At 40.5% G+C, this 15,441-nt stretch carries 14 protein-coding genes (1 of these 14 cut by a window edge); all 14 read right to left on the bottom strand.

What is annotated here, in order from left to right; genetic code table 11:
* Positions 1–421, bottom strand: partial view of a hypothetical protein gene (locus tag BPR_RS06285; protein ID WP_013280629.1) — the beginning only. 476 nt of this gene lie to the left of the window's left edge; 421 of the gene's 897 nt are visible here — the first part of the coding sequence; it begins with the start codon at positions 419–421; its stop codon lies beyond the left edge, outside the window.
* A gap of 23 nt (positions 422–444) precedes the next feature.
* Positions 445–1,905: a sensor histidine kinase gene (locus BPR_RS06280; RefSeq protein WP_242662207.1), complete on the bottom strand. Its 1,461-nt coding sequence runs from the start codon at positions 1,903–1,905 to the stop codon at positions 445–447.
* A 74-nt stretch (positions 1,906–1,979) separates the two neighbouring features.
* Positions 1,980–2,657, bottom strand: a complete 678-nt coding sequence (locus tag BPR_RS06275) for a response regulator transcription factor (RefSeq protein ID WP_013280627.1) — start codon at positions 2,655–2,657, stop codon at positions 1,980–1,982.
* Between the two features lie 4 nt (positions 2,658–2,661).
* Complete coding sequence (locus tag BPR_RS06270; RefSeq protein ID WP_207636497.1) at positions 2,662–3,300, bottom strand: hypothetical protein; 639 nt, start codon at positions 3,298–3,300, stop codon at positions 2,662–2,664.
* Positions 3,278–5,455, bottom strand: coding sequence for a glycogen debranching protein GlgX (gene glgX / locus BPR_RS06265; RefSeq protein ID WP_013280625.1), 2,178 nt, complete (start codon positions 5,453–5,455; stop codon positions 3,278–3,280). The genes BPR_RS06270 and glgX overlap by 23 nt, the downstream gene beginning before the upstream one ends.
* A gap of 132 nt (positions 5,456–5,587) precedes the next feature.
* Positions 5,588–6,982, bottom strand: coding sequence for a group II intron reverse transcriptase/maturase (gene ltrA, locus BPR_RS06260; RefSeq protein ID WP_013280624.1), 1,395 nt, complete (start codon positions 6,980–6,982; stop codon positions 5,588–5,590).
* A 537-nt stretch (positions 6,983–7,519) separates the two neighbouring features.
* Positions 7,520–8,932 carry an oxaloacetate decarboxylase subunit alpha gene (locus BPR_RS06255; RefSeq protein ID WP_013280623.1) on the bottom strand — a complete coding sequence of 471 codons (1,413 nt, stop codon included), beginning with the start codon at positions 8,930–8,932 and terminating at the stop codon, positions 7,520–7,522.
* Positions 8,933–8,971: 39 nt separating this feature from the next.
* Positions 8,972–10,114, bottom strand: coding sequence for a sodium ion-translocating decarboxylase subunit beta (locus tag BPR_RS06250; RefSeq protein WP_013280622.1), 1,143 nt, complete (start codon positions 10,112–10,114; stop codon positions 8,972–8,974).
* A 52-nt stretch (positions 10,115–10,166) separates the two neighbouring features.
* Entirely contained in the window at positions 10,167–10,526 is a 360-nt protein-coding gene (locus BPR_RS06245; RefSeq protein ID WP_013280621.1) for a biotin/lipoyl-containing protein, read from the bottom strand.
* Positions 10,527–10,576: 50 nt separating this feature from the next.
* Entirely contained in the window at positions 10,577–11,404 is an 828-nt protein-coding gene (locus BPR_RS19715) for an OadG family transporter subunit (protein ID WP_167531154.1), read from the bottom strand.
* Positions 11,405–11,421: 17 nt separating this feature from the next.
* Positions 11,422–12,852: an acyl-CoA carboxylase subunit beta gene (locus tag BPR_RS06235; protein WP_013280619.1), complete on the bottom strand. Its 1,431-nt coding sequence runs from the start codon at positions 12,850–12,852 to the stop codon at positions 11,422–11,424.
* Between the two features lie 234 nt (positions 12,853–13,086).
* On the bottom strand, positions 13,087–13,656 hold the full coding sequence (gene scpB / locus BPR_RS06230; RefSeq protein WP_013280618.1) for an SMC-Scp complex subunit ScpB: 570 nt from the start codon (positions 13,654–13,656) through the stop codon (positions 13,087–13,089).
* Position 13,657: 1 nt separating this feature from the next.
* Positions 13,658–14,407, bottom strand: a complete 750-nt coding sequence (locus tag BPR_RS06225) for a segregation and condensation protein A (RefSeq protein WP_013280617.1) — start codon at positions 14,405–14,407, stop codon at positions 13,658–13,660.
* Positions 14,408–14,446: 39 nt separating this feature from the next.
* Positions 14,447–15,316 (bottom strand): metallophosphoesterase, encoded by an 870-nt coding sequence (locus tag BPR_RS06220; protein ID WP_013280616.1) that lies wholly within the window; start codon positions 15,314–15,316, stop codon positions 14,447–14,449.
* Positions 15,317–15,441: the final 125 nt, after the last annotated feature.

The following is a 15,441-nucleotide window of genomic DNA, read 5'->3' as shown; positions in this document are numbered from 1 at the left end:
CTTTTACCACTTCCTCACTTGAAGCATCGATAGCACTATCTATAATCTGGGTGCTCCCCTGATCATCCAATGATAAATCTTCTGTACTTGACATTGAAGGTTCTTCTATTTCAGTTTGGATTGGTTCTGGCACTTTTACCGGTTCCTGAACCGGCTGTGGAGCAGGCTTACTAGTTTCTTTGTCCTTTTCTTTCTCTGCCAGTGCTGCTTCTTTTTCCCTTTGCTTAGTTACTTCCTTAGCATCGACATACGTAAGCTTGGCCTGTCCATTATTTGAATATTTCATCAAAAGACCTACTGCAAACTCCACAGTCTGATTATATTCATCATCAGTAAGCTCCGGAAACGCCTCTCCGCATCCTGCCAAGCATAAAGAAAAACATATAGCCGTCAGTATACCAAAATACTTTTTTGTCCTCATAAGCCATCCTCTCTTAGGATTGATTACTTGGTTTCCAATTCAAAATAGAATTCTACTCCATTATCATAGTTCTTGACGCCATATTCCTGATGCATTCCTTCCATGATAGCCTTAACTATGGATAAACCTACTCCACTACCGCCGTACTCTATGGTTCTTGCCTTGTCTACCTTATAAAACTTCTCCCAAATGTGTCCAATACTATCATCCGGAATAGGTTTACCTGTATTAAAGACAGAGACTCTGACGTGGCTGTCTTTTCTGGTAAGTTTGATCTCTATTATCTTCTCACCATCAATATGATTTAGAGCGTTACTGTAATAATTCTGAAGTACTTCTTCTATCTTGAATTCGTCACCCCATACAAATATCGGCTCATATTCATCAAACTTGATAGTTACATCTTTTTGTCTTGCCAAAAGATCTGCAGATTTAATATAGTTAGTGATCATTTCGACGATATCAAATCTGTCCATGTTTGCACTTTCATTGCCAAACTCAAGCTGATTGAGAGTAAGGAGCTTTTTAACCATGATATTCATCTTATTAGCTTCATCCATGATTACTTCACAGTAAAAGTTCCTACTCTCTTCATCATCACTGATTCCTTCCTTAAGGCCCTCTGCATATCCTTGAATAAGAGCTATAGGAGTCTTCAGCTCATGAGATACATTTGAAAGGAATTCCTTACGCATCTCATCAATTTCTTCTTTTTTGGCAATATCATGTTTGAGTGCTATATTCGCATTCTTGAGTTCTTTGATTGTCTTCTCAAGAGTTTCTGACAGCTCATTCATATTCGACCCAAGTGCATCTATTTCACTGTGGTAATCCCCTGTAGACTCATATTTTGCTTCAAAATTAAGTTTCTTCATATCGTCTGATATGAAATATAGTCTCTTGATAGGATCAGTGATCTTCTTGGAAATATATAAAATGACAATAGAACCTGCCACAATAGCAACTATAGCAACATAGATCATGAAAGTGTTGGAAATTGCTACACTGTCATGAATACTCTCCATGGCGGAACGTACCAGAACAAGGTTTCCGTTTCCTACAACGCCCCACATTTCCAGATACTTTCTTCCGTACCTGTCTTCATCTCTTTGAAGAGTATAGTTCTCTCCTACATCGAGAACAACCCTATTCTCAATTTCGTATTCTCCACCAGCCGGGCTTATCATGTTTTCCCAAAGAATTTGGGCAAGAAGTTCAGCATTGCTGGTTGAAGATTTAACTGTCTTGGAATCACCGTCAAGAACCAGCATCTCAATATCATATCGTTCACAGATATGTCTGATTTCCTGATCAAATTCTTCAGAAGTTATATCACCTGTTGAAGTGGCCCGATCAATGCTTCTATACGCCTCAATGATTGCTTCTCTTTTGTTTTGAACATAAAAGTTCTCCATAAACAAAAGATTTATAACAAGGCAGAACGTAAAAGTTCCAATCATTGTCGCGATAAACGCGATACTCATTTCAAAACGTATGGAATGGGTCTTATTAAACTTTTTATCATTTCCCATAGCGATAGCCAACCCGATTCCCCGTATTATTCTGCATCAAACTTGTAGCCCATTCCCCAAATGGTCTTGATCATATCACCTTTTTTTCCAAGTTTTCCGCGAAGTTTTTTGACATGAGTATCAATAGTTCTGGCATCGCCAAAATAATCATAATTCCAAACATTATTAAGGATTTTTTCTCTTGAAAGAGCAACTCCTTTATTCTCAAAAAAGAATGATAATAATTCAAATTCTTTATAGCTCAGATCAATTTCTTTTCCGTCAACAAGAACGCTATGTGCAACTTTATTAACCACTATTCCACCAATTTCCATGATCTGATTATTGGCAGCCTGATTAGTTCTGCGCAAAATAGCAGAAACTCTGGCAGCAAGTATCTTGGGACTAAAAGGCTTTGAAATATATTCATCAACGCCAAGTTCAAATCCCAACAGCTCATCTCTTTCTTCTGCCTTGGCAGTAAGCATGATGATTGGAACCTTAGAGTTGGTTCTGATTTCTTTACAGACTTCCCAGCCATCTCTCTTTGGCATCATAACGTCAAGGATGATCAGAGAAATGTCCTTATCTTCGTAAAAAATATCCAGAGCCTGCTGTCCATCTTCAGCTTCAACTACGAGATATCCGTCTTTTACTAAAAAGTCTTTAACGAGCTTACGCATTCTGCTCTCGTCATCAACTACTAATATTTTTAGATCTTCCATTATGTCAATCCTCCTGATTGTCGTCTATTATTTCTGTATCCTCATAATAACTTGAAGTATCAGTGATGCCAAGCCTTTTTTCCGCTTCTCTTACTTTTTTCTCCCTCTCTTTAAGGTCCTGTTCCCATGAAGCATATCTGTTCGTGACATTACTCTTGTAGTTAATTATATTGTCACTTTCTGCAGTTGCAGCGATAACAAACAATAGTATAACAAGAATAACAAGGACTATATTACATATAATTGACAATATTTTGAGAAAATCAAGCTTTTTTTCCTGCTTCTGTGGCTTTATTCTCTGTTTAACTGAAAGGTTATCGAGAGCTGAATGCTTGGAAAAAGAGACATCAATAGGAATCGGAATAAGATCTGCATCTGCATATCCACTTTCCAATAATTTCCTTCTAAGCCCTGTAAGATACCCCCATCCAATCGGTGTTTTAAATATCTTATTTTCTATAGCTTTCTCATAAACCGCTTTAATATCTGTCGGTTTGCTGGACTTAACTCTGGATTGCAGAAGTTTTATCTTAGACGAATCAAGGGATGCTTTTTGCGTATCTGATTCCGACATAAACTGAAATCCATCAACTATAAAATTGTCAGCATTACTTTTATCATCAGCCGCCATATTCTGCTCCATTAGCTGCAATGAATACACTTACGCTTCTGGCCTTAAGAGTTTTGTTTCTCCAGGTAAGAGGCTTTGGTCTGTTAAAAAAGTATTTGCCATCATCGTCGCCGGTATCTATGCAAAGTGCCCAGTACATACCCTCAGGTGGGTTTGGAAGCATTATCTGTACATCTTCCCAATACGCATTTATTGCCATATATACAATGTCATCATGGCCTTTTTTGTTATAGAATCCGGCATATCTGACGCAGACAACCTTAGATTCTCCTGTTATATTACCATTGTCCGGATTTTCTGTATGTAACGATATATTCGGATAGCCGCTTTTGGCATTAGGAAGGTCTTTTCTGATGCATGGATGCTTTCTTCTAAACTGGATAACTCTTCTATAGAAGTCAAAAAAGTCTTTATTCTTATCTAATAGTTGCCAATTAAGCCATGAAATCTCATTATCCTGACAATAAGCATTGTTATTGCCATACTGAGTATTTCCAAACTCATCTCCGGCATAAATCATTGGAGTTCCCCTGCTGCACATCAAGACCGTAATAGCATTACGCATCATCCGGAATCTAAGATCGTTTATGCCCTGATCAGTAGTCATACCTTCAGCGCCACAATTCCAGCTCCTGTTATCATTGGCTCCATCAGTATTATTCCAACCATTATCTTCATTATGTTTACTGTTATAGGCATAAAGATCATACAATGTGAATCCATCATGGCAGGTTATAAAGTTTACGGATGATTCATATCCAAGATATGCCCCGCCATAAAGATCCATTGATCCTGTAATTCTCTTTACTGCTTCAGGTGCAGCCCAAATATCCCCTTTCAAAAAAGAACGAATGTCATCTCTATACTTGCCATTCCATTCAGCCCATCTTTTCCATGCAGGGAAATTACCAACCTGATACATTCCTCCGGCATCCCATGCCTCGGCTATAAGCTTGACATTTCCAAGGATAGGATCATAGGCAAGGCGCTGAATAAGTGGCGGTCTTTCCATGGGTGATCCATCCTGATCTCTTCCGAGTATGCTTGCCAGATCAAACCTAAAGCCATCAACTCTGTACTGTTCAACCCAATATCTAAGGCACTCTACTATTAGTTCCTGCACCATCGGGTGGTTACAGTTCATAGTATTTCCGCATCCGCTGAAATTATAGTACTGCCCCATAGGAGTAAGCAGATAATAGATATTATTATCAAATCCTTTAAAAGAAATAAAAGGTCCATTTTCGTTGCCTTCAGCAGTATGATTGAACACGACATCAAGGATAACTTCAATTCCGTTATCCTTAAGCTCTTTTATCATGTGTTTGAGCTCAACACCTTCTTTATTGTATTCACTTTGAGATGCATAGCTGGTGTTGGGTGCAAAAAAACTGATGGTATTATATCCCCAATAGTCAAGGAGGACCTTACCATTAACTTCACGTTTATCCCTGGTTTCGTCAAACTCAAAAATAGGCATAAGCTCAACAGCTGTTACACCAAGTCTTTTCAGGTATTCAACTTTTTCCTTTATTCCTTCAAAAGTGCCTCTGCATTTAACTCCGGAAGAAGGGTCCATTGTAAAGCCACGAACGTGCATTTCATAAATTACAGAATCACACATCGGTATGCCAAGATTTGATGTAGCATTCCATTCAAAGTTATCTCTGACAACTCTTGCTCTGTACTGCCCATTCTTATTAAGTCTCTGTCCCCATATTCTCTGTCCTGATACTGCTTTGGCATACGGATCAAGTAGAACATTGTTTTTATTAAATAAAAGACCTTTTTCCGGATCCCATGGACCATCTACGCTATAACAATATTCTAGATTTTCTATATCCAGACCAAACACAATCATGGAATAGACCTTGCCAATTTTATAGCTTTCAGGAAATGGTATTTGTGCAAAAGGCTTATCTTCACCTCTGTGATATAACAAAAGAGTTACAGTTGTAGCCCCATTAGAATAAACGGTGAAATTAACACCATCAGTAAGCATTGTAGCGCCATTAATACCATAAAAACCAGGCCTCACTCTGAAGCCTGATATCTCATCCAGCGCTAGCATTTGTCTGTTAAGATCGCTCTTTCTAAGCTCTCTGCCCTGCCTCTCGCCGATCTCTATAGGTTTTCTGCTCTGCCTGTGTCTTCTATACTCATTCATATTAATATATTAACACATTATTGATAAAATTTCTGTGAAATAATAATCATGACTTATTGAAATCGAGTAGGAGGGAGTGATTAGCACCCGTCCTCTCACAGCACCGTACGTACCGTTCGGTATACGGCGCTTTCAATAGTTGACGTGCACAGACTGATAGGCTGTGGCTAAATCATAAAAGCCACTGTTTATCAGTCTTTCTTTTGATAAGGCACAGTTAACCGCACCCATACCAGACACAAACCAATGGCCTCTACGGCTGTTGGCTGTGATATGTGCATAGTATTCGGGTATCCCCAGTTTAATAAGATTCCTCTTCTTTGTCTTGGGAAGTTTCCACTGTTTCCATATGCACATGCGTATTCTGTGATAGAGCCACTTATTAATGTCATCTATGTTGTTCTTCATGCTGGCTATTCCATAGTAGTTAAGCCATCCTCTCGTATATGTCTTGATTTTCTCTAGGCTTGGCTTGATGGACTGTACAGACTTACGGGAAGATAAGTCTTTCAGCTTGGACTTAAACTTCTTCCATGACTTTGGATGAACTCGGACATATATGCCACTTCCGTTCCTTCCCAATGCAAAGCCAAGGAATTTAAAATTTCGGATAGCAAACGCACTGACAGTACGACTTTTCTCCCGATTAACCGTTAGCTTCAGTTTCTCTTCGAGATATTTAGTACTGCTTTCCAAGAGTCTCTCTGATGCTCTTTTGCTTTTCGCAAGAAGAACGATGTCATCTGCATATCTTATACAGGGCACACCTCTTTTCAGAAACTCTTGGTCGAACTCATTGAGGTAGATATTCGCAAGAAGCGGAGATAGATTTCCACCTTGCGGTGAACCTTCCTCTGTGTCAATAACCACTCCGTTTTCCATTACTCCACTCTTCAGATAGCGCTTTATGAGCTGCACTACACGTTCGTCCTTTACATTCTTTCGAAGAAGATTTATAAGGATTTCGTGATTCAGGGTGTCAAAATACTTGGACAAATCAAGAACGACAGCAAATGTATAACCTTGTTCTGCGTATTCCTTTACCTTCTGTATAGCATCCTTTGCGCTTCTGTTTGGACGATAGCCGTAGCTTCCGTCCGCAAACAATGGTTCATAGATGGGCACTAACTGTTGAGTTATTGCCTGTTGGAGTGTTCGGTCTATCACGGTAGGTATGCCAAGCTTGCGCACACCCCCATCTGGTTTTGGAATCTCAACTCGCCTGACTGGCGATGGGGTATACTTGCCGCGGTATATACGGTCAGTTAACTCCTGTTGATGTTCCTTAAGGTACGGAAGTGCCTCTTCAATGGTCATACCATCAATACCTGGCGCTCCCTTGTTTGCCTTAACTCTTTTGTACGCTCTGTTAAAGTTATCCTTATACAGTATCGCTTCCAAGAGCTTCGGCTGTGCACTGTCTCTTTCTTTCCATATCCGATTGAATGACCTAAGCGCTTTCGCATACCCTTCGTGTTCCGCACTATCTCTTTGCGAACAGCCATTATTATCAATGTTTTCTGCCATTAATGGTCATTCCTCCTTTCTCGGTCATACTTAAGACTCCTACTGATTTCGGTCCTTCGGTTAGCATGTCCATGTTTCCATGTCCATATCCCTACTGTGACCTCTGCTGACTTCTGCGTGTTCAGCACCGCCTCGTTTCCTTGTACGGTGGTTACTCCTTTCAGAGCGTTTCACGCAGACCTCCCTAGGTACCACACGTTTCTTCCTCTCCATCCATCTGCCTCATTTATCATGCATGATTCCGTGTAGTTATTGGGCTTCGACTTGTATGGCAGCCTTACCCTCATGCATAACCTCGTATGAGATTTCTGTACGTCAGACCGGAGATTTGCCCGTGGGTTAGTATGTTCCCCACATCCAGCTTCCTTCAGATTCCGTCTCGCGATGGACACCCTTGCCTTCGACTATATCCTTCCCACTACCGGGCGGATTCGGGACTTTAACCCGTTAGAAACGTGCGCCGCTAGGCGCACCACAAAAATGCAGCGGCTAAAAGCAAAAATATGCTTTTGGCCGCTGCATTATATTTACCTTTTATCAAACAGGATATGCACCATTCTTGGTATCAGCTGCAGATACATCTACTGATGTCTGCTGAGCCATACGATACTTGAAGAAGTCTGTAGCAACCTGTGGGAACAATGCATATGAGAGAACATCCTCATCCTGCTGCTTCCACTGAGCAACTTCCTTCTCGAACTTAGCAAGACCAGGCTCAAGTCTGTCAGCAGGTCTGCATGTGATTACCTCTCTGTCACCAATGATCTTCTTCTGAACTTCAGGATTGAAAGGCTTAATTGTCTTACCATACTCACCAGCAAGAAGGTCCTTAGTCTGGTCAGTAGCAACCTTATATCTCTCGCCCATAAGTACGTTCATAACAGCCTGTGTACCAACGATCTGTGATGAAGGTGTTACAAGAGGTGGCTCACCGAAGTCCTTACGAACCTGTGGGATTTCCTCAAGAACTGTATCATACTTATCGCTTGCATTCTGCTCTTTAAGCTGACTAACCATGTTAGAAAGCATTCCACCAGGAACCTGATACATAAGAGTCTTAATGTTAACACCAAGAACCTTAGGATCCATAAGTCCACTAGCAAGACACTCTTCTCTGTATGGTCTGAAGTGATCTGCAATCTTAGCAAGAAGTTTCTGATCAAGACCTGTCTCAAAAGGCTGTCCCTTGAAAGCTTCAACCATAACTTCTGTAGCTGGCTGTGAAGTACCAAGAGCAAATGGTGAAATAGCACAGTCAATTATATCTACACCAGCCTCAGCTGCCTTCATGTATGTCATGCTGGCAACACCTGATGTGTAATGAGTATGAAGATCAATAGGAAGGCTTGTAGCGCTCTTAAGAGCCTTAACAAGCTTCTCTGCCTCATAAGGAAGAAGAAGTCCAGCCATATCCTTGATACAGATAGAATCTGCTCCCATGCTCTCGATATCCTTAGCAATGTTCATCCAGTACTCTTCTGTGTAAGCATCACCAAGTGTATAAGCAAGAGCGATCTGAGCATGTCCGCCCTCTTTCTTACATGCCTTAACAGAAGCCTCAAGGTTTCTAAGGTCGTTAAGACAGTCAAAAATTCTGATGATATCGATACCGTTAGCAATAGACTTCTGAACGAAGTACTCTACTACATCATCTGGATAATGCTTGTATCCAAGGATGTTCTGTCCACGGAGAAGCATCTGAAGTTTAGTATTTTTGAATCCGGCACGGAGCTTACGAAGTCTCTCCCATGGATCTTCCTTAAGGAATCTCATACATGAATCGAATGTAGCACCGCCCCAGCACTCAACTGCGTTGTATCCAACCTGATCCATTGTCTCAATGATAGGAAGCATTACTTCTGTAGGCATTCTTGTCGCAATAAGTGACTGATGTGCATCACGAAGTACAGTCTCATTGATACGAACTGGTTTTTTCTGTATATCTGCCATTTCTTTATTTTCCTTTCAAAAATATTTATATATTATCACTCATACACCAAATACCGCCATAAATGTACCGGCAACAACGGCTGTACCAATAACTCCGGCAACGTTAGGTCCCATAGCATGCATGAGCAGGAAGTTTGATGGGTCATATTCTGCACCAACCTTCTGTGATACACGAGCAGCCATAGGTACGGCAGAAACACCTGCTGAACCGATAAGTGGGTTGATCTTGCCACCTGTAACAAGGCACAGGAGCTTACCAAGAAGGCATCCCGCAGCTGTACCAAAGGCAAAAGCAATAAGACCAAGAACTACAATGATGATTGTTGTTGTATTAAGGAAAGCCTCAGCACTTGTTGTAGCACCAACGGATGTACCAAGAAGGATAACTACGATATACATAAGTGCATTAGAAGCTGTCTCCTGAAGCTGACGTACTACTCCGGACTCTCTGAAAAGGTTACCCAACATGAGCATACCAATAAGAGGAGCTGTAGTAGGCAGGATCAAACTTACAACGATTGTAACAATGATAGGGAACAGAATCTTCTCAAGCTTGGATACTTCTCTAAGCTGCTGCATTCTGATTTTTCTCTCTTTGTCAGTTGTAAGAAGCTTCATAATAGGTGGCTGGATCATAGGCACAAGAGCCATATATGAGTAAGCAGCTACCGCAATAGGTCCCAGAATTGATGTCTGATGCAGTTTGGATGCAAGGAAGATAGATGTAGGTCCATCTGCTCCACCGATAATAGATACAGCAGCAGCCTGCTGATCATTAAATCCAAAAGCAATAGCCATAAAGTATGCTGAGAAAATACCAAACTGAGCTCCGGCACCCATAAGGAAACTGATAGGGTTAGCAATAAGAGGACCAAAGTCAGTCATAGCTCCAACACCAAGGAAAATCAGTGAAGGAAGAATTGCCCATTCATCCAGGATATAGAAATAATGGAGAAGACCACCGGCTGAATCGCCTACTGGTTTAGCCATGATTTCAGGATAAATGTTTACAAGAAGCATACCAAATGAAATTGGTACCAAAAGTAAAGGTTCAAATCCCTTGGCAATCGCAAGGTACATAAAGACAAGTGCAACTACTACCATTACATAGTTACCAGGTGTCATTGTTGTAAATGCAGTCTGTTGCCAGAGATTAGATAATGTATTAACGATGTAATCCATTTTTTATCCTCATTTCTGTTTATTGAAAAACTTAGATTTCTCTGACGTCTACTTAGTTAAGAGTTGCGAGGCATGTACCTGCTTCTACAGAATCACCTGCAGCAACATCAATGCTTGCTACTGTTCCGTCTGAAGGAGCAACCATAGGGATCTCCATCTTCATAGACTCGATAGTAACAACTGTGTCGCCCTTCTTAACAGCCTGTCCAACGCTTGCGTTGATCTTAAGAACCTTACCAGCTGCACCAGCCTCAACCTTAATTGAACCTGCGCCAGCGCTTGCCTTCTTAACAGGTGCTGCAGGAGCCTTAACAGCAGGAGCTGCGGCTACAGGAGCAACGCCTGATCCAGCACCTTCCTCTACAGTAACATCATATACGTTTCCGTTAACGGTTATAGTATAATTCTTCATTTATATCTCCTTTCGATGAGCAGGGTATTCATCCGTGCTCGATCCTTTCATTAATGTTTTTTCCAGTTATTATTTACTTTTCTGATAGATCTTACACGGAATCCATCTGTTCCGGCGCTTCCCTCATAAGCGGCAATAGCAGCTGCGATAACAGCTACAAGTTCAGCATCGCTGGAAAGGTCTTCCTGTTCAGCAATCTGATTGATTGTATTATCCATTGCCTTCTGAGTGATTTCTTTATCGCTCTCCTTCTTTTTCTTGTTTCCGCCAAAGAGCATTGGGAAAAGAGAAATAATGAGAGAAATAAGGATAAGGATAGTAAACGCCATTCCCATTCCAAGAAGAGTATTAAGTCCTGCATTCTCAAGCTTCTCAGCAGTAGTCTTATTAACTGTTACACCGATATCTGTAACTTCTCCTCTGTTTGTGAGGTAGATTTCCATATCAGCTGTATGCTTGGTTCCCTGCAGTACTGCATTTACTACAAGTTCATCATCCTTGTTAACTTCGTAGTTAACCTCTTTAACAAAAATATCATTAGCAAGAGTCTCAACTGAATTATATCCGAGATCATCAAGAGCCTTGTACCAGCTGTCATAACCACTGGCAAGAACCTCATAACGCTCGTCAGTTGAATTCAGTGCAATGTCGAAGTATAAGTTGCTTTCGAAGTTGTCAGGAGTTATTCCCTGTAAATACCAACCTTCGAAGTTGTTATCTTCAAGTGACTCTGCAAAGCCCTTCAAGCTTTCCTGTGTGAAAATATCAGACGAATACCTGCTTCCTTCTACGGTATTGGATTTAACCTCTGCACCGCAGGCTGTCAGTCCCAGAAGGCAACTAAGCATTACGCCCAAAACCAACGTTTTATGTTTCATTTTGAGTGCTCCCTTCATTAAACTGTGCCATGTTTCTTGGCAGGACGCTCATCCCTTTTTGTAAAAAGCATCTCGAATGCACCTACAACATACTTTCTTGTATCTGCAGGTTCAACGATTTCATCAACATATCCTCTTGCAGCAGCACTCTTAACATTGTTCTGAAGTGCAGCGTATTCAGCAGCAGCCTTGGATACAGTCTCAGCATCCTTGCCATCGCAAATGATCTTGGCAGCAAGATTAGCATCCATTGTACCAACCTGAGCATCAGGCCAGCTGATAGTAACATCAGCACCGATTGCCTTTGAATTCATGATAACGTATGCACTGCCAAATGCCTTACCTGTAATAAGGTTAACCTTAGGAACAGTAGCATTTGCAAGTGAATAAACAAGTCTGCCTGCAGCCTTGGCAACATGCTTCTCATCGCATTTAGATGTGCCAAATCCTGTTGCATTTGTAAGTGTAAGAACAGGAAGATCAAAAGCATCACAGAATGTAATGAATTCTGCAGCCTTCTCAAGACCATGTGCTGTAAGCTTGTCAGCAAACTTCTCAGCTTCCTTGCCGTTCTCATCAAATACAGCTGTACGGTTTCCTACAAGACCTACGGTAGCACCATTTAATCTGATAAATCCTGTTACCATCTCCTTGGCGTATTCTCTCTTTGTCTCAAAGAACAGGCCATTGTCAGAAATCTGTCTAGCAATAAGTGAAGGATCAGCTGTAGCACCATCAAGATTCTCACATGCTCTGTTAAGATCATCTGAGCATTCCTGATATGAATCTCCATCCTCATTATTGGAAGGGAGAATAGATACAAGTTCTCTGATCTGCGCATAAATAGAAGCTTCATCAGAAACAACGTCAACATTAGCTGTCTCTGTAGACTGCCACTTAGCAGCTGATGTGTCACACTTCTCTTTATAGTTGCCATCAAGAGCGTTAGGTGAATTAACAAAGAGCTTAGCCTTCTCAGACTCCATGAATGTAAAGTCTGTGATAGAAGGAATTATCGCAAGTCCACCACCACAGGCACCAAAAATGGCTGTAATCTGAGGAACAACTCCAGAAGCCTCCACCTGCTTAAGATAGATTTCGCCAAAGCCATTAAGGGCATCTGTTGCCTCCTGAAGACGAAGTCCTGTTGAATCGATAAGTCCGATTACAGGTGAACCAGTCTTAATTGCCAGTTCATACAGGCGAACGATCTTTCTGGCATGCATTTCACCGATAGATCCGCCCAGTACAGACGCATCCTGGCTGTAAACATAAACCAGATTACCGTCAATAACACCATATCCGGTTACTACACCGTCAGATGGTGTTTCTTCCTGTTTCAGATTGAAATCTGTGTTTCTGGCTGTCACAAGAGCACCAATTTCAACGAAACTGTTTTCCTCCAACAAAGCATTGATTCTTTGTCTCGCTTGTGAAGAACTACTCATTTGTTTACCTCCGAAAATTTTATATTGAATAATATATGCACAAATGAATTGTAAAAATGCAAAAAACTGCTATTTTCACAACATAAGTCAGAATATATTGTATCATAAAAAATGGCAAAAAAAAGGAAAAATGCATAAAAAATTGCGCATTTTTCCTATAATTTATGAATTGTATATAAATAATTGTTTATGCAAATATCATTGACTGCAAATTGATAATAATATATCTGTTAATTAAATATCAAGCTTAACATTTATCTCTTCCTCAGCCTGAGCCTTAAACTCCTCAACCTGCACAGTTCCTATAGATGGAAGCTCATCAAGTGATCTTACGCCAAAGCTTCTGAGGAATTCTTCTGTGGTTCCAAACAAAAGAGGTCTTCCTGGCGCATCCAGTCTTCCCAATTCCTGAACAAGTCCAAACTCTACCAGTCTGTTAACAGCGTGATCACTGTTAACTCCTCTTATTTTCTCAACTTCCAGTCTGGTGATTGGCTGCTTATAGGCTATTATAGACAAAGTCTCCATAAGTGAATCCGTTAAAACTGCCTTTTTTGGAGCTTTTGCTATTTTTACCAAATATTCATACATTTCTTTTTTGGTACATAGCTGAACTGCCTTTTCAAGCTCTATAATTCCAATTCCGCTATCACTTCTTTCATATTTTTCTTTTAAATAATCAATGTATTTCTTAATTTCCCTGGCATCCATCTCCATCGCCTTAGCCAGCGCACTGATTTCAACAGAATCCCCCATAGTAAATAAAATAGCCTCTACTACAGCTGCTCCCTCTTCTCTTGTCATATTAACTTGCCTTCCTGGACGTAATTATAATATCTCCAAACGTCGTTTCCTGCTCGATTTCTATCTCTCCAAGTTTCATTTCTTCGAGCATAACAAGAAACGTCACAATGATTTCTGTTTTGCTATGCTGTTTTTCAAGAAGCTGCCTGAAGCTAAAACGCGAATGTTCTCTTATGAAAGCTCTAATATAAAGAGTCTTAGCATCCATATCTACTTCTTCTTTTTCTATGTTGCCAAATTTACTACGGATCGGGTCAACCTTATCTTCCTGTCTCTTGAGCAGATCCTGAAAAATCTCGTTAAGCTTGGACAAAGTTGCATCGCCGATAAGTTCCGATAAATCAACCGGCATCTCATAATCCTTGACTTCCTGCGGAATATTCTTATTCCTAAACCAGGAAAGTCCTGCATCCATCTGCCTGTCCTTAAGTTCATAAGCCATATACTTGTACATCTTGTACTCAAGGAGCTTTTCAACCAGTTCTGCTCTGGGATCTTCCTCTTCTCCCTCTTCATTAACCTCTTTCGGAAGAAGCATTTTACATTTAATATCGATCAAAGTAGCTGCCATCACCAAAAACTCACTGGTAACATCCATATCATCACTTTGCATCGCATTTATATATTCAAGATACTGATCCGTAATAGTAGCAATCGGAATATCATAAATATCTATCTGGTTCTTATCGATCAGGTGCAGCAAAAGATCCAGCGGACCCTCAAACACCTGAAGTTTAACTTCTAGTGACATATCCTACCTCTATAAAAAACATTATCACAAACAGATATATTACTTGTTTACACTGTGAACCCTGATTATATCAACCTCTCCAGGATTAAACATTCTAACGTGAATGCTGTGAGTCCCAAGTCCTCTGCTAAGTATCATAGTCTTGCCGTCTTTGGTAAACTTACCGCCATCATATTTAGGGAAAAGAGCTATTGCAGGTGAAATTACGCCTCCCAACAGCGGAAGCCTTATTATCCCTCCATGCACATGGCCGGAGACTGTAAGATCAGCTCCCCAATCCGCATATTCATCAAAATACTGAGGATTATGTGCAATAAGAACCTGAAATTTATTTTTACTGCTATGGCCTACCGTTTTGTCGACATATCCCTTTTCCATTTCAAGTTTGATAACCTTGCGAAAATAGTCGTGCTTAAGTTCAAGGCCTGTTATTCGAATGTTAGTGCCCTGTATATCGACGCTGTCATTTTCAAGCACTACCACCCCGGCCTTTTGAAGGCCGCTCCTATATCTGGAATACAAATTACCAAACTCGACTGTATATGTCTTTATCTTGTGCTCATGGTTACCATTAGCCATGTATACAGGAAATTCACCAGCAAGCTCAGTAAGCACATGAAAACCTGCCTGATATCGTATTTCCCCCTTTATCTTGTGTCCGGTGAACATATCCCCTGCACACAGAACAGCATCCGGGTTCTCTCTGGTAACTGCCTCTATAAGCCTGTCATTATTATTGCCATATACATACCCATGAAGATCTGATAAAAGAGCAAAAGTATAATCACCCTCTATCTTGTCAGAATAAACATCATATCTCCTGACAACAAAGTTATGCGTATCATGATAAATAACAATAACTGAAAGTATTATTAGTATTAAAATTGCAATCAGTATATATATCCACATAAATTCATCCCGTGCTTAAAACGTAACAATCATAATTTTATCACAGACTTGAAATATTAGGAACAAAAAGAACATATACACCAGCAAAATAAAGGCAAAGAAAAAAGTCCTCAGAGAAAAACTCC

This window comes from Butyrivibrio proteoclasticus B316 (assembly GCF_000145035.1).
Lineage (GTDB): Bacteria > Bacillota > Clostridia > Lachnospirales > Lachnospiraceae > Butyrivibrio > Butyrivibrio proteoclasticus.
The sequence above is the reverse complement of the archived record's forward strand: the minus strand, read 5'-3'. Positions and strand labels throughout refer to the sequence as shown.

Bases quoted from the DNA above. Each gene is read 5' to 3' on its own strand.
- BPR_RS06280 (WP_242662207.1), bottom strand. From the start codon at position 1,905: ATGAGTATCGCGTTTATCGCGACAATGATTGGAACTTTTACGTTCTGC.
- BPR_RS06235 (WP_013280619.1), bottom strand. From the start codon at position 12,852: ATGAGTAGTTCTTCACAAGCGAGACAAAGAATCAATGCTTTGTTGGAG.
- BPR_RS06250 (WP_013280622.1), bottom strand. From the start codon at position 10,114: ATGGATTACATCGTTAATACATTATCTAATCTCTGGCAACAGACTGCA.
- BPR_RS19715 (WP_167531154.1), bottom strand. From the start codon at position 11,404: ATGAAACATAAAACGTTGGTTTTGGGCGTAATGCTTAGTTGCCTTCTG.
- BPR_RS06220 (WP_013280616.1), bottom strand. From the start codon at position 15,316: ATGTGGATATATATACTGATTGCAATTTTAATACTAATAATACTTTCA.
- scpB (WP_013280618.1), bottom strand. From the start codon at position 13,656: ATGACAAGAGAAGAGGGAGCAGCTGTAGTAGAGGCTATTTTATTTACT.
- BPR_RS06225 (WP_013280617.1), bottom strand. From the start codon at position 14,407: ATGTCACTAGAAGTTAAACTTCAGGTGTTTGAGGGTCCGCTGGATCTT.
- BPR_RS06255 (WP_013280623.1), bottom strand. From the start codon at position 8,932: ATGGCAGATATACAGAAAAAACCAGTTCGTATCAATGAGACTGTACTT.
- ltrA (WP_013280624.1), bottom strand. From the start codon at position 6,982: ATGGCAGAAAACATTGATAATAATGGCTGTTCGCAAAGAGATAGTGCG.
- BPR_RS06275 (WP_013280627.1), bottom strand. From the start codon at position 2,657: ATGGAAGATCTAAAAATATTAGTAGTTGATGACGAGAGCAGAATGCGT.
- BPR_RS06270 (WP_207636497.1), bottom strand. From the start codon at position 3,300: ATGGAGCAGAATATGGCGGCTGATGATAAAAGTAATGCTGACAATTTT.
- glgX (WP_013280625.1), bottom strand. From the start codon at position 5,455: ATGAATGAGTATAGAAGACACAGGCAGAGCAGAAAACCTATAGAGATC.
- BPR_RS06245 (WP_013280621.1), bottom strand. From the start codon at position 10,526: ATGAAGAATTATACTATAACCGTTAACGGAAACGTATATGATGTTACT.